Source organism: Pelagibacterium nitratireducens, from assembly GCF_037044555.1.
Taxonomy (GTDB): domain Bacteria; phylum Pseudomonadota; class Alphaproteobacteria; order Rhizobiales; family Devosiaceae; genus Pelagibacterium; species Pelagibacterium nitratireducens.
Genome location: NZ_CP146275.1, coordinates 3381473 through 3403704, shown reverse-complemented (window position 1 = coordinate 3403704; position 22232 = coordinate 3381473). Strand labels below are relative to the sequence as shown.

Genomic DNA, 22232 nt, shown 5'->3' with positions numbered 1-22232 from the left:
GGTGCGGTTCGACTAGTCGAACATGCCCGGCGTGTACCAGCTCTCGAGCCCCGACTGGATCGCAGCCGCCGCTTCTTCCGGCGTTTCGGTGCCGGCCAGAACGTTCGATGCATGCAGCCAGTTGTCGTTTTCCAGGTTCGGCGTGCCGCGCGACAGGATCGCGTAGGTCGGGCGGATCGTCGATTCACATTCCTCGCGCCAGGAGACGAACTCGTTGGCCAACTCGTTCTCGATGGTCACAGGCTCGTCCGACAGCCCGAAGAACCCGGGAAGCGCATTGGCGTAAAGGCTGGCAAATTCGGCCGACGCCACCCAGTTGAGGAAGGTGCGGGCTGCTTCGGGGTGTTCGGTCGAAGCGTTCATGCCGATCCCGATATCGTTGTGATCGGAGATATAGCAGGTGTCGCCTTCAGCCGGCACCGGGGGCGGGAAGGCGCCCAGTTCGAAATCGGCCTGTTCTTCAAACAGCGCGATTTCCCACGAACCGGCCGGGAAGATCGCGGCACGGCCGAGCGTGAAAAGGTTCTGGCTGTCGGGATAGGTCTGGGCCAGATAGCCGTCACCGGCATATTCGCCCCAGCGACCCAGAACGCGCAGCGGCTCGGTCCATTCTTCGTCGGTGAATTTGGCTTCGCCCGAAATCAGCGCCAGACGGCCTTCTTCACCCGCCCAATAGGCCGGGCCGATATTGTGGTAGCCCATCGAGGCCGATTCCCACTGATCCACCGCGCCGATGGCCAGCGGAATATAGGTTCCGTCGGCCTGGATGGCGTCGAGCACCGCAAAGAACTCTTCTTCGGTCGTGGGTTCTTCGAGCCCCAGTTCGGCAAAGGCGTCGGCATTGTAGATAAAGCCGTGGATCACCGAGGCCATGGGCACGCAGAACGGGGTCGAGCCATCGTCCGTGTTCCAGGCCGATTTGGCGACATCGGAAAAGTTCGAAATGCCTTCCAGATCGTCGAGCGGAGCGAGATAACCCGCCTCGAACAGCGCCAGCGAAGCATCGAACGGACGGCAGGTGATCAGATCGCCCGCCGAGCCCGCATCGAGCTTGGCGTTGAGCGCCGCGTTGTATTCGGTTGGCGCCGTGGGAGCGAAATTGAGAGTGATGCCCGGATTGGCTGCTTCAAAGGCCGGGATCAGCGTGTTCTGCCAGATGGTCAGATCGTCATTGCGCCAGCTTTCGATGGTCAGCGTCACGTCCTGGGCCAGCAACGGTGTTGCGGTCAGGGCGAGGGCTAAACCCGCGCTTGTGCATAGCAGTCTCGATTTCGAGATCATGATGGTTCCTCTTCTTTGTTGAACCCGTCCGGAAAGGCTCCGGGCGGGCGTTCCCTCGTCGGGCAAGGCTTTATGGGCGGCCCAAAACGGCCAGTGCCTTGCGTACGACACCGCCCGATTGCGCAAGCAATTGCTGCGCCTCGGACAGATCTTTTGCGCCCGCCGCCAGAAGGATGGCGGGCTTGACTTCGTTGTGAGCCGTTTGCATGGCCTTTGCCGCCACATCGGGTCCAACCCCCGCGATGCGCGCCACGATGCCGGTGGCTCTGAGCACCAGCTTGTCGTTGTCGGCTGTGACGTTGACCATGAAATTGTCGTGCACATGCCCCATCCGCACCCCGATCAGGGTCGAGAGCATGTTGAGCGCCGCCTTTTGCGCGGTGCCCGCCGCCATCCGGGTCGAGCCCGAAATCACCTCCGCCCCGCTCGCCAGAAGGATCGCCACATCCGCATCGGCCAGCAGCGGCGCGCCGCCATTTCCCGCGATCCCGACAGTTCCCGCACCGGCGGTTTTGGCCGCCCGCAATGCGGCGACGGTATAACGGGTCGTCCCGCTCGCCGAAATACAGATCGCGCAATCGTTGGCCCCGATGCCAAGCGCGCCAACATCGGCCGCGCCCTGGTCGGCATCGTCTTCCGGCCCGCCAAGCAGTTCCTGGGTCATCGCCAGCCCGCCCGCCATGACGATTTCGATGCGGTCGCGTGCAATGCCGTAGGTCTGGGGAATTTCCAGCGCGTCGCCGAGTGCGATCAGCCCCGGGCTGCCGGCCCCGACATAGATCAGCCGCCCACCCGCCTGCAACGCGGCAACACCCAGCTCGGCCGCTTTGGCAATGTCCGGAATGGCAGCGCTTACGGCATCGAGACCGCGCTTCTGGCCGTCGAGCAGGGCCGAAAGAATGGCGGCATCGTCCCAGCTATCGAGCCCGGAAAAGCGCGGATCGGCGTGTTCGGTGGCAACGAGAGCGCTCACGGCATGGCCCTGTGCGCGTGTCGTTCGATCAGCATGTCGCCCCTTCGTGGCATGCACAATCCTCCTGTTCCCTCGATAATGCCAAAAAAATACCACTTGTCCAGTGGGGTGTTACGAAATTGTCTCGAGCGCTCCTCCGGAGTTGACCAACAGGCGTGCCATCCGGGCCTTTCACGACTTTTTACGAAATTTCCGTTCTGCCAGCTTGGCCAATGGTCTATTATTGGTATTATAGCCGCACAGAGGGTGCCGGCGTTGGGCCGGATGAGGAGCGGTCCCATGCGTACCAGGCGCAGTGCCAGCCAATGAGTGCCACCATCGAGGACATGTTCAGGCAGACGGCCGGGGCCCGCAGCGGCGGCCCGCTCTATCTGCGCCTGCGCCGGTCCATCGAGGATGCGGTCAGATCCGGCCTCATCAATCCCGGCGACGCCCTGCCGTCCGAGCGCGATATCGCGGCCACGGCCGAGGTTTCCCGGGTTACCGTCCGCAAGGCCGTCCAGCACCTTGTGGCCGATGGCATCCTGATCCAGCGCCACGGCTCGGGCACCTTCGTTGCCCCCACCGTCCAGCGGGTCGAACAATCGCTCTCCAGCCTCACCTCGTTCACCGAGGACATGGCGCGCCGCGGCATGACGCTGAGTTCGCAATGGCTCGATCGCGGCCTTTACGATCCCTCCAACGAGGAAACCATCATTTTGGGCCTCGGCGCCGGCGAAAAGGTCGCCCGCATCGCCCGCCTGCGCATTGCCAATGGCAATCCCCTGGCCATCGAGCGCGCTTCGCTCTCGGCCACTGTCCTGCACGATCCCGACGCCATCGCCCATTCGCTCTACGCCAAGCTCGACCAGACGGGCAACCGCCCGGTGCGCGCCATCCAGCGCATAGCGGCGGTCAATCTGGGCCGGCACGATGCCGAACTGCTCGACGTCGCCCCCGGCGCCGCCAGCCTGCGCATCGAGCGCACCTCCTATCTCGCTTCGGGCCGGATCGTTGAATTCACCCGCTCCATCTATCGCGGCGATGCCTATGATTTCGTCGCCGAACTGCGCCTGCAGAACTAAAAGGGACCACCGCCAGCATGACCCAGACTCACATGAAGCGCGAAATCGCCGAAATCCCCGCGGCTGTGGCCCGCCTGCTCGGCGAGGGGCGCCCGGCGCTCGATGCCGCCGCAAAGGCGCTTGCCGATGCCGATCCGCGCCTGGTCATAACCATCGCCCGCGGCTCGTCCGATCACGCAGCGACCTTCTTTAAATATGCCTGCGAGCTTTCGACCGGTGTTCCCGTCGCTTCGGTCGGCCCCTCCATTGCCTCGATCTATGGCGTCGATCTCAAGCTCGACCGCGCCGCCGCCATCGGCATTTCCCAGTCGGGCAAAAGCCCCGATATCGTTTCCATGCTGCAAAGCGCCGCCCGCTCGGGCGCAACCGCCATCGCCATCACCAACACCCCGGACTCCCCATTGGCCGAAGCCGCCGATGCCGTCATCGATATCTGCGCGGGTGAAGAACAGTCGGTGGCCGCCACAAAGACCTTTGTGACCTCCGCGGTCGCCGGGCTGGCCATCGTTGCCGGCTGGTCGGCTGACAAGGCGCTCCTCGGCGCGCTCGACGCCCTCCCCGAAGCGCTCGAAAATGCGCTCTCGTGCGACTGGTCGCCTCTTGTCGAGGCCACGGCAAATGCCAATTCGCTCTACGTGCTCGGGCGCGGCCCCGGCGCCGCCATCGCCCACGAGGCAGCGCTCAAGTTCAAGGAAACCTCGGGCCTGCACGCCGAGGCCTATTCCACCGCCGAAGTGCTGCACGGCCCCGCCGCCATCGTCCAGAAGGGGTTCCCCGTTCTTGCGCTCAGCGCGACAGACAAGGCGCGCTCTTCGATCCTTGAAACCAGCGCCCGGCTGGCCGGACAGGGCGGTTCGGTCTTCGTCACCGACCCCCAGCCCGGCGCCGCCATTGCGCTCCCGGTCGCCCGCACCGGCCATCCGCTGACCGACCCCATCGCGCTGGTCGTCTCGTTTTACGGCTTTATCGAAGCGCTGGCCCGCCATCGCGGCTTCAACCCCGACGAGCCCCCGCATCTGCGCAAGGTAACCTCGACCCTATGACCCTGTTTTCGCTTTCGGCGCCGAAAATCTTCGATGGCCAGACCTGGCATGAGGAGCGTGCCCTTCTGGTTGAAGACGGCCGCGTCAAATCCATCGTCCGCACCACAGACGTGCCATCCGGCATTGCCGAAATCGACCTCGGCCACGGCATGCTGGTTCCCGGCTTTGTCGATCTGCAGGTCAATGGCGCCGGCGGCGTGCTGTTCAACGAAGACCGCAGCGTCGAAGGCCTGCGCCAGCTGTGCGCCGCCAATTTCCAGTTCGGCACCACCGCGCTCCTGCCCACCCTCGTCACCGACACGCGCGCGGTCACCCGCACGGCACTCGATGCGGGCATTGCCGCCCACGCCCAAAAAGTGCCCGGCTTTATCGGCCTGCACATCGAAGGCCCGCACCTCTCGGTCGCCCGCAAGGGCGCCCACAACCCCGCCTTTATCCGCCCCATGGACGAAGCCGAATTGCGCGCGCTCATCGCAGCCCGCCCCGCCATGCCCGCTCTTCTGACCACCGTCGCGGTCGAGTCCGTGGGCCCTGACCAGATCGCCCGGCTCGCCCAGGCCGGCGTCACAGTCTCGCTCGGCCATTCCGACACCGGCATTGCCGGCGCGGTCACGGCGTTCAAGGCCGGCGCATCGATGGTCACGCACCTGTTTAACGCCATGAGCCAGCTCGGCAACCGCGAGCCCGGTCTTGTCGGCGCCGCGCTCGCCAATGGCGTCTGGGCCGGCCTGATCGCCGATGGCATCCATGTCGATCCGGCAACCATCGGCGTTGCTCTGCGCGCCAAGAAAGGACCGGGAAAGATCTTTCTCGTCACCGATGCCATGTCGCCAATGGGCACCGACATGACCGGCTTTGCCCTCAATGGCCGGGGCATCGTCCGCGCCGATGGTGCGCTGCGGCTGGCCGACGGCACATTGGCCGGGGCCGATCTCACCATGATCGATGCGCTAAGCTACATGCACAGAACCATCGGTCTCGATCTCGACGAGGCCCTGCGCATGGCCGCGCTTTACCCTGCCCAGGCCATCGGGCTCGCCGACACGATCGGGCATCTGGGCTCGGGCGCCATGGCGTCCATGGTGCACCTGTCCGATGATTTGGGTGTTGAGGGCGTCTGGGTCGAAGGCGAAAAAATCGTCGCCTAACTCGCCTTTTCCAGCAAATCCACTTCCCCGATGGCATCCGCCAGCGTCGTCTGGTCGAGCACGGCGCGCGTTGCGTCGGTCACCTTGGCGAAAACGTGCCGGATTTCGCAATCATCCTCGCTGCGGCAGTCGATGCACCGCCGATAGGCGATTTTCGACAGGCAGGGCAGGGGCGCGATCGGGCCGTCGATGATGCGCAGCACTTCCCCGAAGCTGATTTCCTCGGGCGCCTTCAAGAGCAGATACCCCCCTGCCTTGCCGCGTTTCGACATCACGATGCCGCTGCGCTTGAGTTCGAGCAGGATCTGTTCGAGAAATTTTTTCGGAATGTCCTGTCCGGCGGCAATTTCCGAGATCATCAGGCTTTCACCCTCGCCGGCGCGCGTCAGCGCCACAAGGGCGCGCAGGGCGTAGCGGGCTTTTTGCGATATCATCGACACGAGAGGCAGGCGCTCCTCATAAAAGGCGATTATGTCATAATTGGCCTTGGCCCGCGGCGCAACCTCTTGACCTTTCTCACCGGACGTATCCCAATGTTGCCCGATCGCAGGGAGGCGGGAAATGGCTCAGGCAACGGGCATAGGCGGAGTGTTTTTTCGCTCGGGCGACACCGAGGCGCTGGCCAAATGGTATGAGACCCATCTCGGCGTCCCCGGCTTCTGGGAGCAGGAGGCCGGCATGACCGTCTTTGCCCCCTTCAGGCGCGAAACCGATTATTTCCCGCCCGACAGGCAGTGGATGATCAATTTCCGCGTCGACGATCTTTCCGCCCTGATGGCCGACCTCAAAGCGGCGGGTATCCCAGTCGAAACCCGCGACGAATGGGATACCCCCGAAACGGGGCGCTTTGCCCGCATCCACGATCCCGAGGGAAACCCCATCGAATTGTGGGAACCGCCGGCGGGCTGACCTGTATCCAATTCGAGCCCGGGACCCACGGCTGGGAAGCCCCGCTGATTCAGCGTTAAAGCCCCGCGATTCACGGCCCTCCCTGCTGGCCAGCAATCGCGCACAAAAATTTTTTTGCCGATATTTTCAGCAAATCGTACCCTCAAGTACGCCGGAGCTGCCCGGAATTTGGCAGTTTTTTGACCGGATAGTCAAAAAAGGACAGTATATCTGACGTAAACGTCCTCCACATACCCATTGCGCGATCAAACAAAAGACGCTTTGTTGCGGCTTCGGCGTGCACCGCCCGGGCGTCAAGACCCCGCGCGGTGCTGGCCCCAAGTCGCAGGGAGGGATCGTCATGCAAAATAAGATAACCCCTGCACATCGATCAACAGAAAGAGCTTAATCGTCTGACCGTGCCGTTTCGACATATTCGACCCCCAAGTCAGTATCTCGCTCCGGCCCAGCAGGCGGGGGCGTTTTCTGGATGATGGCTTCCGCCATCGGCGCCGGGCAAAAGGCGCCGATGGCGGGTAATTTTTGTCAAGGGGATAAACTCGATATGCGAAACACGCTCACCGGCATTGCGGCGGCTCTTTTTGCCACCACCATGCTCGTTGGCGCGGCCAGCGCCGAAACGCTGCGCTGGGCCCGTCAGTCCGATGCTCTCACGCTTGATCCGCACTCCCAGAACCAGGGCGTGACCCACACCTTCAACCACCACATCTACGAGACGCTTCTCGACCGCGATGTGGAAGGTAACCTTCAGGCCCGCCTTGCGACCGATTGGTACGTCAAGGAAGGCGACGAGACCGTCTGGGTCTTCGAGCTGCGCGAAGGCGTCACCTTCCATGGCGGCGAGGAATTCACGGCCGAAGACGTGGTGTTCTCCATCGAGCGCGCCAAGTCCGAAAACTCCAACATGCGTCAGCTCCACGCCGATGTTGAGAGCGTTGCCGCGGTTGACGACTATACGGTCGAATTCCAGATGGCCGGGCCGTCCCCGCTCTATCCCAACAACATCACCAACACCTTCATCATGGACAAGGGCTGGTCGGAAGAAAACGACCTTACCGCAGTCCAGGATTTCGCGGCTGGCGAGGAAAACTTCGCGGTTCGCAACACCAACGGCACAGGCCCCTATGTTCTGGCCGAACGTGACCCCGACGTGCGCTCGGTATTGACGGTTAATGAAGACTGGTGGGGCGAGGCTCCTGCGGTCACCGAAATCGTCTACACCCCGATCTCGGACAACGCGACCCGCGTCGCCGCCCTGCTTTCGGGTGAAGTCGATCTCGTCCAGGACGTTCCGGTTCAGGATATCGAACGTCTTGCCGGCACCGATGGCGTCAAGGTCGAGACCGGCCCTGAAAACCGCACGATCTATTTTGGCTACGCCATGGACGACGAGCCGCTCATCAGCTCCAACGTCACCGACGAAAACCCCTTCGCCAACCCGCTGGTGCGCGAAGCGATGTCGCTGGTCATCGACCGCGACGCCATTCGTCAGGTCGTGATGCGCGGTCAGTCGCTGCCCACTTGCGTCAACATGCCTCCGTTCGTGAACGGCTGGACCGAAGAGCTTGATGCCTGCCCGGCGGTCGATGTCGAACGTGCGACAGAGCTGATGGCCGAAGCGGGATATCCCGATGGTTTCTCGGTCACCCTCGATACCCCCAATGACCGTTACGTCAACGACGAAGCCATTTCGCAGGCCTTTGTGGGCATGCTCGGCCAGATCGGCATCGATGTGACCCTGGCCTCGCGCCCGGTCGCCCAGCACTCTCCGCTCATTCTCAACAACGAGACGGATTTCTATCTCCTGGGCTGGGGCGTTCCCACCTTCGATTCGGCCTACAACTTCAACGATCTGGTTCACACCAAGGACGACGAATACGGCACCTACAATATCGGGCTCTATTCCAATCCCGAAGTCGATGAAATGATCGAATCGCTGGGCACCATGACCGATCTCGAGGCCCGTAATGGCGTGATCGCCGACATCTGGGCCCAGGTTCAGGAAGATCGCGTCTTCATCCCGGTCCACAATCAGGTTCTGGCCTACGCCATGCGCGACGACATGACCCTTGCCGTGCATCCGGAAAACCAGCCCTCCATGACCGGCGTGGTCTTCGAGTAAGACGGCTGTTCTGACACGGCGCCGCGCCACACTCCTGTGGCGCGGCGTTTTGTTTGCCCGGCTTTACAAGGCTGGCCATTGTCGCTGGCCAATTTTCCGATAAAGTTCAAACGCAATGCACATGCGTCCGGGCGCTCCCGGGCTGCGGCGCAAAAGCGCTCACGGAGACCACATAAATGCTGGCCTTCATCTTAAAACGGCTCGGGCAATCGATACTCGTGATGCTCGCTGTCGCGCTGATCGCATTCGTCATGTTCCGCTATGTCGGCGATCCCGTTGCCTCCATGGTCTCCCAGGAAGCCTCGATTGCCGATCAGGAGCTCCTGCGTGAGCGCCTGGGGCTCAACGATCCGTTCTACGAGCAGTTCTTCCGCTTCATCGTCAACGCCCTGCAGGGCAATTTCGGCATTTCCTACCGCCTGCAGACCCCGGTTGCCGAACTCGTCATGTCGCGCCTGCCCGCCACCATCGAACTGGCGCTCACCTCGGCCGCCATCGCCCTGGTCTTTGGCATTCTGGCCGGCGTCTTTACCGCCCTTAACCGCAAGAACCCCGCCGCTGCCGCCATCATGGCGTTTTCGCTGATCGGGGTGTCGTTGCCGACCTTCCTGATCGGCATCGGGTTGATCTACATCTTCGCGGTCGAGCTGCAATGGTTGCCCAGTTTCGGGCGCGGCCAGGTCCTCGATCTGGGCTGGTGGACCACGGGCTTTTTCACCGAAACCGGCCTGCGCTCGATCATCTTGCCCGCCATCACCCTCTCTTTGTTCCAGATGACGCTCATCATGCGTCTGGTGCGCGCCGAAATGCTCGAAGTGCTGCGCCAGGATTATATAAAGTTCGCCCGCGCCCGGGGCCTTTCAAAGCGCGCCATCAATTTTTCGCACGCGCTCAAGAACACCATGGTTCCGGTCATCACCATCGCCGGCCTGCAACTGGGCTCGATCATCACCGGGGCGCTGATCACCGAAACGGTGTTCCAGTGGCCCGGCATCGGCTCGCTGTTTCTCTCGTCGGTCGCCGTCGTCGATGTGCCGGTCATGGCCGCTTATCTGATCTTTGTCGGCTTCGTGTTCGTGATCGTCAATCTCATCGTCGACATACTCTATTACGTCGTGGATCCGCGCCTGCGGATCGGCGCGGCAAAGGGGCACTGAGCCATGAACGACATCACCCCGACCGCCCCCAAGAGCCGCCTCGCCCGCATCGTCGATTCCGACATTTTCTATTCCTACCGCACCTCGCCGGTGGCCGTCGTCTCCTCGATCGTTGCCGCCGTTCTGATCCTTGCGGCAATCTTTGCGCCCTTTATCGCGCCCTACGACCCCTTCAATCCGCGCACGCTCAATCTCATGAACGGGTTCACCCCGCCCATGAGCGAGAGTTTTTCGGGCAGCTATTTCCTGCTCGGATCGGACCATCAGGGGCGCGACGTGTTCTCGGCAATTCTCTACGGCTCGCGCGTTTCGCTCATGGTGGGCCTGTCGGCCATCCTGTTCGCCATGCTGCTCGGCGTCACTCTGGGGCTGATCGCCGGCTATCGCGGCGGGCTGACCGACACCATCATCATGCGCATCGCCGACGTCCAGCTTTCCTTTCCCTCGATCCTGATCGCCCTTTTGATCTTCGGCATCGCCCGCGGCATCATTCCCCCCAACCAGCGCGAATCCATGGCGATCTTCGTTTTGATCTTTTCCATCGGACTGTCCGACTGGGCCCAGTTCGCCAGAACGGTGCGCGGTTCGACAATGGTCGAGCGGCAAAAGGATTATGTTTCGGCTGCCCGCATCATCGGGGTCAAACCGGTCTTCATCCTCATCCGTCACATCCTGCCCAATGTGCTCGGCCCGGTTCTGGTCATCGGCACCATCGGGCTGGCCCTGGCGATCATCGCCGAAGCAACGCTCTCTTTCCTCGGCGTCGGCGTTCCACCCACCCAGCCCTCGCTGGGCACCCTGATCCGCATCGGCCAGCAGTTCCTCTTCTCGGGCGAATGGTGGATCCTGTTTTTCCCTGCCATCACGCTCGTGCTCCTCGCCCTGTCGGTCAACCTTCTGGGTGACTGGCTGCGTGACGCCCTCAATCCAAGGCTGCGCTGATGAGCCAACCTGTTCTTTCCGTCAAAGACCTTTCCGTCGTCTTCCATCTGCGGCGCGGCGATTTCACCGCCGTCAAATCCATCTCGTTCGACATCATGCCTGGCGAAGTCCTCGGCGTGGTGGGGGAATCGGGCGCCGGCAAATCCATGACCGGCACCGCCATCATGGGCCTGATCGATCCGCCGGGCGAAATTTCCTCGACATCGATTACGCTCAGCGGTGACCGCATCGACGGGCTCGACGAGGAAAGCCTGCGCAAGATCCGCGGCCGCCGCATCGGCATGGTCATGCAGGACCCGCTGACCTCATTGAACCCGCTCTTTACTGTGGGCGAGCAGCTGATCGAAACCATCCGCCGCCATCTCCCGCTCAGCCAGGATGAGGCCCGCGCCCGCGCCATCGCGCTGCTGGCCGATGCCGGCATCCCCGATCCGCAAAACCGCATCGATTCCTACCCGCACCAATTCTCGGGCGGCATGCGCCAGCGCGTGGTGATCTCGCTTGCGCTGGCCGCCGAGCCTGAACTGGTCATCGCCGACGAGCCCACCTCGGCGCTCGACGTTTCGGTCCAGGCCCAGATCATCAAGGTCTTAAAACGCCTGTGCGCTGAGCGCGGCGTTGCCGTCATGCTCATCACCCACGATATGGGCGTCATCGCCGAAGCCGCCGACCGCATGGTCGTCATGAACAAGGGCGAAATCGTCGAAACCGGCTCGGTGGGCGACATCATCAACCGCCCCAAAATGGACTATACGATCAAGCTGATCGAAGCCATTCCCTCGATCACCGCCCAGAACCCGCGCTATGCGGCGGCCGTCGCCAAGGGCCACAGCTTTGCCTCGGAAAAGACCGACGAACCCCTCGTCGTCGTCGACAATCTCACCAAGCAGTTCGATCTTTCCGGCTCGTTCCTGTCGCGGATCACCGGCCGCAACCGCAAGATCGTCCAAGCGGTCAATGGCGTGTCCTTTTCCATCCAGCGCGGCCAGACCTATGGGCTGGTCGGGGAATCGGGATCGGGAAAATCCACCTGCGCCCGCATGATGGTCGGTCTTCTGCCGCCCACATCGGGCACCGTAAGCCTCGAAGGCACCGACATCTGGTCCAAGGGCGCCGAAAAAAAGCGCCGCTCGAAAATCCAGATGATCTTTCAGGATCCCTATGCCAGCCTCAATCCGCGCTGGCGGGTGGGCGAAATCATCGCCGAGCCCATGCGGGCGCTGGGCATCGCGCGCAAACCCGGCGAAATCGCCGAGCGCGTCGCCGACCTGCTCGAACGCGTGCGGCTTGACCCGGTCTCCATGCGCAAATACCCCCACGAGTTCTCCGGCGGCCAGCGCCAGCGCATCGCCATTGCCCGCGCGCTTTCCAGCCAACCCGAATTCATCATCTGCGATGAACCCACCTCCGCGCTCGACGTCTCCGTTCAGGCCCAGGTGCTCGAGTTGATGAGCCGGCTGCAGGAAGAGTTCGGCCTCACCTATCTGCTCATCAGCCACAACCTCGCCGTCGTGCGCCAGATGGCCGATGAAGTCGGCGTCCTCCACAACGGCAATCTCGTCGAAACCGGCCCCGTCGAACAAATCTTCGGGGCCCCCCAGGCCGACTACACCCGCATGCTGCTCGACGCGGTCCCGGACATTTCCAAGGTGGCCTGACACCCGGCGTTCCGGCCGTAGCGCCTGCCGCGCCACCCCCTCCCATCCTCCTCCGTCATGAGGGAGGGTGTTGCATTGGGGATTTGGAACCGCTTGCACGCCGTCTTGGCGGTCCCTTCCCGTAATGGTGGGGGCCGGTGCGATTGGCACCAACGCCGCACCATCTCTGGAAGCACCCTATGCTGCGCTAATTATGGGCACGCCTGGACGAGCCCTTGGCGAGGACCCCGGCGAACGTTTTCGCCGCCCGGCCGGAGGGGCAGCATTTTTCACAGCGCGGTTTTAGCGCGTCATGAAAAATGCGGTGCGCCCCGTGAGGCAAAACTAAGCCGCCGCACACACCCGGCACTCCCCGCGAATCTCCATCGTCGTGCGCTTGACCACGAACCCCTCCCGGTCCGCCCAGCCGGTCAGTCTTTCGCGCACCACATCGTCGGAAAACTCGCTCACCTGCCCGCATTTCTCGCAGATCGCAAAGGCGATCAACCCGGAATCATGGCAATGGGGCTGTGCGCAGGCAACGAACGCGTTCATCGATTCCAGCCTGTGCGCCAGTCCCATGTCGAGCAGTTTTTCGAGCGCCCGATAGACCTGCAGCGGCGCCCGCAAGCCGTCATCGCGCAACTGGTCGAGGATCGCATAAGCGCTCATCGGCGATTCGGCCTTTTCCAGCCGGTCGAGCACCAGCGACTGGTTGCGGGTGAGATCGGAATGCGCACTCATGTCTCAGGCGGCTCCCTTGTTGCCCAGCGGAACGATGGAGGTAATAGCAAAAACGCAAAGCGCCGCAACCACGATCGAGGGTCCCGATGGCGTATCGAAAGTAAGCGAGGCCCACAAGCCCGCAAGCACGGCGGCGATCCCGCCCAGCCCGGCATAGATCGCCATCTGCTCGGGCGTATTGGCCAGCCGCCGCGCTGCGGTCGCGGGAATGATCAGCATGGCGGTGATCAGCAGCACGCCCAGGATTTTCATCGATATCGCGATCAGCCCGGCCAGCAGCACCATGAAGATCAGCCGCGTGCGCTCGGGGCTCAGCCCCTCGGCCTGGGCGATGTCCTCTGACACCGTCCCCGCCAGCATCGGCCGCCACAGCCACGCCAGAACCCCCAGAACGACGATCCCGCCGCCATAGATCACAAAAAGATCGCTCACCGACACCGCAAGAATGTCGCCAAACAGCAACCCCATCAGATCGATCCTCACATTGGGCATCAGCGACACCAGCACCAGTCCCAGCGCCAGCGCCGAATGGCTCAAAAGCCCCAAAAGCGAATCCGCCGACAGCGTGCCCCGGCGCTGCAAAAACGCCAGGATCAGCGCCACCATAACGGCAATGGCGAACACCCCCACCACCGGCGAAAACGAAAAGAACAGGGCCAGAGCGACACCAAGTATTGCCGAATGGGCCATCGTATCCCCGAAATAGGCCATCCGCCGCCAGACGATGAAACTGCCCAACGGCCCCGTCACCGCCGCCAGCCCCACCCCGGCGATCAAAGCGCGCGTGAAAAAGCTCTCAAGCATGCTTGTGCCCCTCGCCCTCGTGCTCATGCTCATGCTCGCAATGAGGCCCGTGCGCGTGATGGTCGAAATGCAAATGCCCCGCAGCGTCGCGCACTGACCCGTCCGGCAGATGGGAATGGTCGTGCTCATGGCGATAGAACGCCAGCGTTTCGGCCGCCCGCGGCCCGAACAGCGCCGCATATTCCCCGCTCGCCGCCACGCTGTCGGGCGTGCCCTGGCAGCACACATGGCCATTGAGGCAGATCACCGTATCGGTGCGCGCCATCACCACATGCAGATCGTGCGAAATCAGAACCACCCCGCATCCGGTCTCGTCGCGGATCCGCCCGATCAGATCGTAAAGCGCCACCTCGCCGGAAAAATCGACCCCCTGCACGGGTTCGTCGAGCACCAAGAGGTCGGGCCGCCCGATCACCGCGCGGGCGATGAGCGCGCGCTGAAATTCCCCGCCCGAAAGCGAATGCACCTGCGCCCGGGCCAGATGGGAAATCCCCACCATCTCAAGCGTTGCCGCGACCTCGGCCTTGGTCCGCCGTCCCGTCAGCCCCATCAACCGTTCCACCGTCATGGGCAGCGAGCGGTCCATGGCGATTTTTTGCGGCACATAGCCGATGGCAAGGTTTTTCGCCCGCCAGACGCTGCCCTCATCGGGCTTGATGATGCCCAGAGCGGTCTTGACCGTTGTCGATTTGCCCGATCCGTTCGGCCCGATCAGCGTCACGATTTCCCCGCGCGCGATGGCCATATCCACCCCGCGCACCAGCCAGCGCCCGTCGCGCTTCACCCCGACGCCTTTAACCCTGACGATATCGTCGCGCTCGGGTGCGCTGAAATTTTTCATGCCCGATCCTGCCAGATGTGCATTGACTCAAGTCGCAATGTTATAGCATTACATTGGTTGTGTAATATCATAACATAGTCGCACGGAGCCCTTCCGACAATGCCCAATAAAGCCTTTGCTCTTCTCGCACCCGCTGCCCTTGCGCTGTTCGCCGCCACCCCCGCGCTCGCCGCGCCCAATGTGGTCGCCACCATAAAGCCGCTGCATTCGCTGGTCGCAGGCGTGATGGAGGGCGTGGGCACGCCCGAGTTGCTCATTGAAGGCGCGGCAAGCCCGCACGGCTTTTCCCTGCGCCCCTCCGATGCCGGCAAGCTCGAAAGCGCCGATCTGGTCTTCTGGATCGGCGAGGATCTCGAAACCTTCCTCGACGGTCCCCTTGAAACCATCTCGGCCAACGCCACGAAAATCGAGATGATGGATGTCGAGGGCATGAATATCCTCGAGTTGCGTGAAGGGGGCCTCTTCGAAGCCCACGGCCATGGTGATGAGGGCCATGAAGCGCACGACGATCATGACCATGAGCACGACGAACACGCTCATGAGGACGATCACGCGGATAACCACGATCACGCAGACGATCATGACCACGCTCACGAGCATGGCGATGCCCATATCTGGCTCGACCCGCAAAACGCCCGTCTCATGGTCGCCGCCATCGCCGACGCCCTGATCGCCGCCGACCCTGAAAATGCGCAAACCTACAACGCCAATGGCCAGGCCCTCGCTGCCCGCCTCGATGCGCTGCAGGCCGAAATCGATGCCCGCCTCGCACCCGCCCGCGGCACGCCCTTCTTTGTCTTCCACGACGCCTATCACGCCTTCGAAGAAAGTTTTGACATCGAGGCAACGGGCTCGTTCACCGTCAATCCCGAGATCGCGCCGGGGGCAGGGCGGCTGACCGAAATCCGTGCAATTGTCGAACAGCAAGGCGCCGCCTGCCTTTTCGCCGAACCCCAGTTCTCCCCCCAGGTCATCGAGACCATCGCGGATGGCACCGGCGCCCGCATCGGCACCCTCGATCCCCTGGGCGCCGCCATCGCCGACGGCCCAGAACTGTACTTCACCTTGATGAACACCATGGCTGACAGCCTTCTCGATTGCCTCGCCGACTGAGCCGGTTTGCCTGCCGGACCCGGTTGCCGGGCATAGGGGCGGGGCGCCGTGTGGCACCCGCCCCACCCCGAAATTGCCGCCATCCCCGATTGTGATGGTTCAAAAAGGCAGAACGACCCAGACCGTCACCCCCTTTCGTCGTCCTCGGTCTCGCCCCGAGGACCCGTACCGCACCCAAACCCCGACGTCCGCTATTCCCCAATTCCACCCCACAATCGCAAACCTTTCATTTGCAGTGTTATGTTATAACATAAAGGATAAATTGCCGTGAAACCGAACCCCCCTCTCTTCCGCGCCCTCCTTCTGGCCGGCATCGCACTCCCCGGCATCGCGCATGCCGACGAGGTCTCCGTCTGGCGCGCCTTCGTAGCCGATCAGGCCCAGGGCACCGTCAACGTCATCGACCTTCAAGCCGGCGAAATCGCCGACACCTTCGCCCTCAACGGTCCCGCCAGCCTCTATGTCACCTCCAGCGGCGAGCGCGTCTTTGCCGTTCAGGGCGGTGCCAACATCGTCCAGGCCATCGATACCGGCATCGCCATCGACGATCACGGCGACCATGGCGACATCGACATCACCGACCCCGCTCTGCTCGATGCGGCAATCGAGGGCGAATATCCCGTCCACTTCGTCGAACATCACGGCCAGATCGCCCTGTTCTTCGACGATGAAGGCGTTGCCAAGATCATCGATGAATCCGATTTCGGAACGAACGAACCGCGCCTCGTGGAGTCCGGCGCCCCTCATCACGGCGTCGCCGCTGCCTATGGCGGTTATGTCCTCGTCACCGAACCGCACCCCCAAGATCCCTCGAACCTTCCCGTTGGCATCAACATCCTCGATGCCAACGACCAGCAATTGGGTGATACCCATGCCTGCCCCGGCCTTCACGGCGAGGCCAGTTCCGGCAATCTGCTCGCCATCGCCTGCGATACCGGCCTTCTTCTGGTCACCGACAGCGCCGACGGTCCTCAGATCACCCATCTGCCCTATGACGAGGCGCTGCCCGAAGGCAAAAGCTCCACTCTGCTCGGCGGCGTCGGCATCCAGTATTTCCTCGGCAATTACGGCGCCGACCGCGTCGTGCTGATCGATCCCCATCAGGAAACCTTCCGCCTCGTCGATCTGCCCACCCGCCGCGTGCATTTCGCCGTCGATTCCGTCCGGCCGCAATTCGCCTACATCTTCACCGAGGGCGGCAATCTGCACCGCCTCAACACCCTCTCGGGCGAGATAAGCGCAACCCTGGCGCTCACCGAACCCTATTCCATGGACGGCCACTGGTCCGACCCGCGCCCCCGCATCGCGGTCGCTGGCGATGAGATCCTCGTGACCGATCCCAACGCTTCGCAGATCCACCGGATCGATGCGAACGCCTTCGAGCTTGCCGGAACCATCCCCGTCGATGGCCTCCCCATGGGCATCGTCGTCGCCGGCGGCTCTGGCGCCGTGCACTGACAATAAAAGGACCGCCTTTCGGGGCGGTCCCCCCGCGATCACGCAGGGCTCTATCGAATCGGCCCCTTGAAGATGAAGAACGCCCCCAGCGCGATAAACGCAAAACCGACCAGATGGTTGAGCGTGAATTTCTCCCCGAGATAGAAAATCGCAAACAGCGCGAACACCGATAGCGAGATCACTTCCTGTATCGTCTTGAGCTCGGCCGCGGAATAGGTGCCATACCCGATCCGGTTGGCGGGCACTGCCAGCCAGTATTCGAAAAACGCAATCCCCCAGCTCACCAGCACCACGACCCACAGCGCCGCGCCGGGAAATTTCAGATGCCCGTACCAGGCGAACGTCATAAAGACGTTCGAGGCAATCAACAAAAGGATCGGGGCGGCAAGGGATAGGAGCGAGGGCGCTGCGGCAAGGGCGGTCATGGCTGAGGTCTCGGACGCCGCCACGATTGGCGGACCGAAATCGAAAGCGCGCTTCGCGTACCAAAATCAAGTGCAATCTTCTGTAACGATCACAGCTCACGACGAACCCCGTCAGCCGCCGGTGTTCAGATGCACCGCCCGCAACGCGTCCATCTGTGCCTCCACGGCCCCCGGCCCGGCGCGATCGCGTGCCTCGCCCGTTGCCGCGAGCGCAGGATCGACCGGCATATGGTTGCGGCTCCAGCGGCTGATCTGTGCGATCACCGGCAGCAATTCAATGCCTTTTTCCGTCAGCGAATAGATGGCCTTGAGCCGGTGGCTGGGATCGTCCGCCCTTGTGATAATGCCGATGCGCGTCAGCATGGCCAGCCGGTCCGCCAGAATGTTGGTGGAGATGCCCTCGTCCGAGCCCAGGAACTCGCGGAAATGCCGTTTGCCCGCAAACATCATGTCGCGGATGATCAAAAGGGTCCATTTGTCCCCGAACACTTCAAGACCGAGATTGATCGGACAGCCGGAACGAAAAACTGATGAGTCCATGGGTTGACTCTAGGTTCAATGATTGCAAAAAACAAGTGATTGCATTTTGCAATCGTAAGGAGGAGGCGATGACGACTTTTGTCGTAGTGCACGGCGCCTGGACAGGCGCATGGGGTTGGGACCGTGTGGCAAAGCGGCTGCGCGCGGCGGGCCATGACGTTTACGTGCCCACGCTGAGCGGGCTGGGCGAACGCTCGCACCTGGCCCTGCTGCCCATCACCCTGAGCACCCATATCGACGACATCGTCAACGAGATGATCTGGCACGAGCTGACCGATGTGGTTCTGGTTGCCCATTCCTATGGCGGGTTCGTCGCAACGGGTGTGGCCGAGCGTGCGCTCGAGCGCATCGCCGCGATTGTCTATCTCGACGCCTTCATCCCTGAAGATGGCCAGTCCTTCGAAGACATCATGGGCGAAAAACTGACCGGCCCCGTCGTGCCGGTGCCCGAAATCGGCGATGGCGAATACGCCACAAAGGCCGAAACCGACCGGGTCGCCGCGCTGGCCACGCCACAGCCCACCGGCACCTTCACCGAACGCCTCACGCTCACCGGCGCCTATCTCAAGATCGCCCGCAAGAGTTTCATCCTCGCCACCGGCTGGGACGGTTTTGGCTCTGTAGCCGCCCCGCTCCGCGACGATCCCGCCTGGAGCGTCCACGAACTGCCCTGCGGTCACGACGTCCCGCTGCTCATGCCCGATGAACTGGCAGACCTGCTGGAAAGGGCCTGACGTGCCCGCCCTGGCTCAGACCTCGCCCCTTATCGCCGGCCGCACCTTTTCCGCATAGAACGCCTTGAGCTTTTCATGCACGGACTGCGGAAGTTCGGGCAGATCGCCCGCCTCGGCATTGACCCCGATCTGGTCGGGCCGCGAAACCCCCGCGATGATCGTGGAGACCGCCTTGTGGTCCAAAATCCAGCGCAGCGCGAAAAGGCTCATCCGCTGGCCCTCGGGCACATAGCCGCGCAATTCGTCGGCCAGCTCCACCCCGACCTCGAACGGAATGCCGCCAAACGTCTCGCCCACTGAAAACGCCTGCCCATCCCGATTGTAGCTGCGGTGGTCGGTGGGGGAAAATTCGGTGTCGCGCGTATATTTGCCCGACAGCAGCCCCGAGGCCAGCGGCAGGCGCACGATCACCCCGACGTCGCGCTCCATGGCTTTATCGAGCAGGCTTTCGGTCGCGTCCTGGCGGAAGATGTTGAAAATGATCTGCAGCGTCGCGAGCCCTTCGTGCTCGAGACAGATTTCCGCTTCGGCGATCGTTTCCACGCTTGCGCCCCAGTTCTTGATCAGCCCCTCGGCCTTGATCTCGTCCATCCAGCCAAAGATTTCGCCCGCTTCGAGCACTGCGCGCGGCACGCAATGGAGCTGGGCGAGATCGATGCTCTCCACACACAGCCGCCGCGCCGACTCTTCGAGACTCTCGCGCACCCCGCCCTTTGTGTATTTGTCGGGATAGAGCGCCGCCGCCCGGCCCACCTTGGTGGCCACCACCAGCCCGTCGGGCTTGCCATAGAACGTGCCGATCCGGTGCTCGGACAGCCCGTTGCCGTAAACATCGGCCGTATCCCAGAAATTGACCCCCAGCCGCGCCGCATTGGCCAGGATGGTTGAGGCGTCCATATCCTCGATCGGGCCGAAATCGCCGCCCAGTTGCCAGGTGCCCAATCCGATTTCGGAAACCAGAAAGTCGGTTTTGCCCAATCGCCGCGTTTTCATCTTTGTCCTGCCTCTCGGGTTGTCCGGTTCTCTTTGGTGATAAGCGAGCATGCCATCCGATGCAATTGACGAGAGGTCATTGCGCGTGGCACATCTAGAACCGTGTTGGTTCCCCTTTCGTTGCAAGAGTCGAAACGGGAAGCAAAAGGGAACACGGTGCGGACGACCCAAAAAGGGGCCAATGCCGTGGCTGCCCCCGCAACTGTAAGTCGCGATGGATTTCGGAATTATCCACTGGCCCAAAGGCCGGGAAGGCATCCGGGAACCGATAAAGCGATCAGCCAGGAGACCTGCCAGCACACAGGCCCGGCCCCATGAGGGGGCCGGCATATCGCGTTCGCACACGGAGGGTGTTGCCATGACGACTGCAACTGTTTCGGCGGCTGGTCCGCTATCTGTTTCCCAAAGACTGCTCCTTGGAGCCCTGTTTCTCGTCCTCGGCGCGGTGTTCGTCGCGGGCACGGGCTTTGCCGGCGATTATCGTGCCCATAACGGGGCCCACGATACCCGCCATTCCATGGGCTTTCCCTGCCATTAAGGCAGGATCGGGGATTCAATCACATGTTTAGAAATCTGTTCTTCGCGGCGCTCATCGCCGCGTTGTGTGCCGGCTTGGCCACATCCATCATCCAGCATTTCCGGCTGATCCCCCTGATCGTCGCCGCCGAAAGCTATGAGGGCGAAGCCCCCCACGATCACGGCGAACAAACCGTCGCGCCCCACTCTCACGACGAAGGCGAATGGATGCCCGCCGACGGGTTCGAGCGCACCGCTTTCACAGTGGCCGCCAATCTGCTCATGGCCGCCGGCTTTGCCTTCGTCATCACGGCGATTTCGCTCATCTTCAACCTGCCCGTAACCCCACAGACGGGGCTGGCTTGGGGGATCGGCGGGTTCATCGCCTTTTCCCTCGCGCCCGCCCTTGGCCTGCCGCCGGGCCTGCCCGGCATGCCGGTCGCCGAAACCGGCGCGCGGCAGATCTGGTGGGTTTTTGCCGCCGTCTCCACGGCGCTCGGCCTGCTGGCGATTGCCAAATGGCGCACATGGTGGGCCCTCGCTTTGGCCGCCATCCTCATCGTTCTGCCGCACGCCGCCGGCGCCCCCCGGCCCCCGCTCGAGGAGACCGGCGTTCCCGCCGGCCTCGCCGCGTCCTTTGCGTCCGCCGTTCTCGCCAACGGGCTCGTCTTCTGGGTGGTGCTCGGTGTCAGCTATGGTGTTCTCACGTCACGTTTTTCACGGAGGGTCTCATGACCTCGAAAATCCCCACAACCGTCATCACGGGCTTTCTCGGCGCCGGCAAGACAACGCTGGTCCGCCATCTTCTCGCCCACGCCAAAGGCAAGCGCATAGCGCTCATCATCAACGAGTTCGGCGATATCGGTGTCGACAAGGACGTCCTGGCCGGGTGCGGTGATGAAACCTGCCGCGAGGAGGATATGATCGAGCTTGCCAATGGCTGCATCTGCTGCACCGTTGCCGATGATTTCATCCCCACGATGAAACAGATCCTCGCGCGCCCCGACCGCCCCGATCACATCGTCATCGAAACCTCCGGCCTGGCGCTCCCCCAGCCCCTGATCCGCGCCTTCAACTGGCCTGAGATCAAGGCCGAGGTCACCATCGATGGCGTCGTCACCGTCGCCGATGCCGCCGCCCTCGCCGAAGGCCGCTTCGCCGCCAATGAAGAGGCCGTCGACGCCCAGCGCCGGCTCGACGAAATGCTCGATCACGAAACCCCGCTCGGCGAACTCTTCGAAGACCAGATGGTCGCCGCCGACATGATCGTTCTCAACAAGACCGATTTGGTCGATCCCGCCGCCCTCCAAGCGGTGGAGTCAGAACTCAAAAAACATATGCGCAAGGGCACCCAGATCGTGCGCGCCGCCAACGGCCACGTCGATACAATCGCGCTTCTCGGTCTTGGCATGTCCACCGAGGACAATCTGGCAGGCCGCGAAAGCCATCACGAGCTTGAGCATGACGGCGAAGGCCATGAGCACGACGATTTCGATTCGTTCTCGCTCACCATCCCGTCCGGCCCCGGCCGCGATCAGCTCCTCACCGCCATCGCCGATACCATCGCCACCCATGACGTTTTGCGATTGAAAGGCTTCGCCGCCATCCCCGGCGCCCGCGCCCGCCTCGCCATCCAGGCCGTCGGCCCCCGCGTCAACGCCTATTTCGACCGCGACTGGCAAGAGGGCGAAGCGCGCGAAACCCGCCTCGTCGTCATCGGCGAAAGCCCCCTGGCCCGCGACGCCATCGAGGCGAGCCTGAAAAAGATTGCCGAGGCGGCATAGCGTC

General features: G+C 62.7%; 23 protein-coding genes and 1 riboswitch. Of the genes, 14 read left to right on the top strand and 9 right to left on the bottom strand.

Annotation, left to right across the window (positions count from 1 at the left end):
* Positions 1–12: 12 nt before the first annotated feature.
* Positions 13–1281: an ABC transporter substrate-binding protein gene (locus V6617_RS16700; RefSeq protein ID WP_338608048.1), complete on the bottom strand. Its 1269-nt coding sequence runs from the start codon at positions 1279–1281 to the stop codon at positions 13–15.
* Between the two features lie 70 nt (positions 1282–1351).
* Positions 1352–2254, bottom strand: a complete 903-nt coding sequence (locus tag V6617_RS16695) for an N-acetylmuramic acid 6-phosphate etherase (protein WP_338608047.1) — start codon at positions 2252–2254, stop codon at positions 1352–1354.
* A gap of 305 nt (positions 2255–2559) precedes the next feature.
* On the opposite strand from V6617_RS16695, the gene V6617_RS16690 reads away from it, so the two are divergent.
* From V6617_RS16690 to nagA, 3 genes are read left to right on the top strand one after another with little or no spacing between them, the layout of a single operon-like run.
* A complete protein-coding gene (locus tag V6617_RS16690; protein ID WP_338608046.1) occupies positions 2560–3318 on the top strand; it encodes a GntR family transcriptional regulator in 759 nt (252 codons plus the stop codon).
* A 17-nt stretch (positions 3319–3335) separates the two neighbouring features.
* Positions 3336–4361 carry an SIS domain-containing protein gene (locus V6617_RS16685; RefSeq protein ID WP_338608045.1) on the top strand — a complete coding sequence of 342 codons (1026 nt, stop codon included), beginning with the start codon at positions 3336–3338 and terminating at the stop codon, positions 4359–4361.
* Positions 4358–5509 (top strand): N-acetylglucosamine-6-phosphate deacetylase, encoded by a 1152-nt coding sequence (gene nagA / locus V6617_RS16680; protein WP_338608044.1) that lies wholly within the window; start codon positions 4358–4360, stop codon positions 5507–5509. Before V6617_RS16685 ends, nagA begins: the two co-directional genes overlap by 4 nt.
* On the opposite strand, the gene V6617_RS16675 is transcribed toward nagA, so the two are convergent.
* Positions 5506–5943, bottom strand: a complete 438-nt coding sequence (locus V6617_RS16675) for an Rrf2 family transcriptional regulator (RefSeq protein ID WP_338610751.1) — start codon at positions 5941–5943, stop codon at positions 5506–5508. The genes nagA and V6617_RS16675 overlap by 4 nt on opposite strands.
* A 127-nt stretch (positions 5944–6070) precedes the next feature.
* On the opposite strand from V6617_RS16675, the gene V6617_RS16670 reads away from it, so the two are divergent.
* The 5 genes from V6617_RS16670 to V6617_RS16650 all read left to right on the top strand — a co-directional run bounded on the left by V6617_RS16670 (position 6071) and on the right by V6617_RS16650 (position 12297).
* Positions 6071–6418, top strand: a complete 348-nt coding sequence (locus V6617_RS16670) for a VOC family protein (protein WP_338608043.1) — start codon at positions 6071–6073, stop codon at positions 6416–6418.
* 544 nt (positions 6419–6962) lie between these two features.
* Positions 6963–8540, top strand: a complete 1578-nt coding sequence (locus tag V6617_RS16665; protein ID WP_338608042.1) for an ABC transporter substrate-binding protein — start codon at positions 6963–6965, stop codon at positions 8538–8540.
* A 176-nt stretch (positions 8541–8716) separates the two neighbouring features.
* On the top strand, positions 8717–9697 hold the full coding sequence (locus V6617_RS16660) for an ABC transporter permease (RefSeq protein WP_338608041.1): 981 nt from the start codon (positions 8717–8719) through the stop codon (positions 9695–9697).
* A 3-nt stretch (positions 9698–9700) separates the two neighbouring features.
* Positions 9701–10639 (top strand): ABC transporter permease, encoded by a 939-nt coding sequence (locus tag V6617_RS16655; protein WP_338608040.1) that lies wholly within the window; start codon positions 9701–9703, stop codon positions 10637–10639.
* Positions 10639–12297 carry an ABC transporter ATP-binding protein gene (locus V6617_RS16650; protein ID WP_338608039.1) on the top strand — a complete coding sequence of 553 codons (1659 nt, stop codon included), beginning with the start codon at positions 10639–10641 and terminating at the stop codon, positions 12295–12297. Before V6617_RS16655 ends, V6617_RS16650 begins: the two co-directional genes overlap by 1 nt.
* Before the next feature lie 324 nt (positions 12298–12621).
* Here the strand turns inward: V6617_RS16650 and V6617_RS16645 are convergent, their stop codons facing one another.
* From V6617_RS16645 to V6617_RS16635, 3 genes are read right to left on the bottom strand one after another with little or no spacing between them, the layout of a single operon-like run.
* Positions 12622–13020 carry a Fur family transcriptional regulator gene (locus tag V6617_RS16645; protein WP_338608038.1) on the bottom strand — a complete coding sequence of 133 codons (399 nt, stop codon included), beginning with the start codon at positions 13018–13020 and terminating at the stop codon, positions 12622–12624.
* Between the two features lie 3 nt (positions 13021–13023).
* Complete coding sequence (locus V6617_RS16640; RefSeq protein WP_338608037.1) at positions 13024–13857, bottom strand: iron chelate uptake ABC transporter family permease subunit; 834 nt, start codon at positions 13855–13857, stop codon at positions 13024–13026.
* Complete coding sequence (locus V6617_RS16635) at positions 13817–14665, bottom strand: metal ABC transporter ATP-binding protein (RefSeq protein WP_338608036.1); 849 nt, start codon at positions 14663–14665, stop codon at positions 13817–13819. Before V6617_RS16635 ends, V6617_RS16640 begins: the two co-directional genes overlap by 41 nt.
* Positions 14666–14764: 99 nt before the next feature.
* Here V6617_RS16635 and znuA point away from each other — a divergent pair, with 99 nt between their 5' ends.
* Both znuA and aztD read left to right on the top strand, forming a co-directional pair.
* Positions 14765–15778 carry a zinc ABC transporter substrate-binding protein ZnuA gene (gene znuA / locus V6617_RS16630; RefSeq protein WP_338608035.1) on the top strand — a complete coding sequence of 338 codons (1014 nt, stop codon included), beginning with the start codon at positions 14765–14767 and terminating at the stop codon, positions 15776–15778.
* A 267-nt stretch (positions 15779–16045) separates the two neighbouring features.
* Positions 16046–17236 carry a zinc metallochaperone AztD gene (gene aztD, locus V6617_RS16625; protein ID WP_338608034.1) on the top strand — a complete coding sequence of 397 codons (1191 nt, stop codon included), beginning with the start codon at positions 16046–16048 and terminating at the stop codon, positions 17234–17236.
* 50 nt (positions 17237–17286) lie between these two features.
* On the opposite strand, the gene V6617_RS16620 is transcribed toward aztD, so the two are convergent.
* Positions 17287–17661 (bottom strand): DMT family protein, encoded by a 375-nt coding sequence (locus V6617_RS16620; RefSeq protein ID WP_338608033.1) that lies wholly within the window; start codon positions 17659–17661, stop codon positions 17287–17289.
* 111 nt (positions 17662–17772) lie between these two features.
* Positions 17773–18201 (bottom strand): helix-turn-helix domain-containing protein, encoded by a 429-nt coding sequence (locus V6617_RS16615; RefSeq protein WP_338608032.1) that lies wholly within the window; start codon positions 18199–18201, stop codon positions 17773–17775.
* Between the two features lie 68 nt (positions 18202–18269).
* On the opposite strand from V6617_RS16615, the gene V6617_RS16610 reads away from it, so the two are divergent.
* Positions 18270–18935 carry an alpha/beta hydrolase gene (locus tag V6617_RS16610; RefSeq protein WP_338608031.1) on the top strand — a complete coding sequence of 222 codons (666 nt, stop codon included), beginning with the start codon at positions 18270–18272 and terminating at the stop codon, positions 18933–18935.
* Between the two features lie 15 nt (positions 18936–18950).
* On the opposite strand, the gene V6617_RS16605 is transcribed toward V6617_RS16610, so the two are convergent.
* The gene (locus tag V6617_RS16605) at positions 18951–19928 is read right to left on the bottom strand and encodes an aldo/keto reductase (protein ID WP_338608030.1); all 978 of its coding nucleotides are present in this window, start codon (positions 19926–19928) and stop codon (positions 18951–18953) included.
* An 89-nt stretch (positions 19929–20017) separates the two neighbouring features.
* Positions 20018–20240, top strand: a riboswitch (cobalamin riboswitch).
* Between the two features lie 46 nt (positions 20241–20286).
* On the opposite strand from V6617_RS16605, the gene V6617_RS16600 reads away from it, so the two are divergent.
* Genes V6617_RS16600 through cobW form a run of 3 tightly spaced genes read left to right on the top strand, consistent with a single transcriptional unit; the run spans position 20287 to position 22228 of the window.
* Positions 20287–20466: a CbtB domain-containing protein gene (locus V6617_RS16600; RefSeq protein ID WP_338608029.1), complete on the top strand. Its 180-nt coding sequence runs from the start codon at positions 20287–20289 to the stop codon at positions 20464–20466.
* Between the two features lie 23 nt (positions 20467–20489).
* Positions 20490–21179: a CbtA family protein gene (locus V6617_RS16595; RefSeq protein ID WP_338608028.1), complete on the top strand. Its 690-nt coding sequence runs from the start codon at positions 20490–20492 to the stop codon at positions 21177–21179.
* The gene (cobW, locus tag V6617_RS16590) at positions 21176–22228 is read left to right on the top strand and encodes a cobalamin biosynthesis protein CobW (protein WP_338608027.1); all 1053 of its coding nucleotides are present in this window, start codon (positions 21176–21178) and stop codon (positions 22226–22228) included. Before V6617_RS16595 ends, cobW begins: the two co-directional genes overlap by 4 nt.
* The last annotated feature ends 4 nt before the right edge of the window (positions 22229–22232 follow it).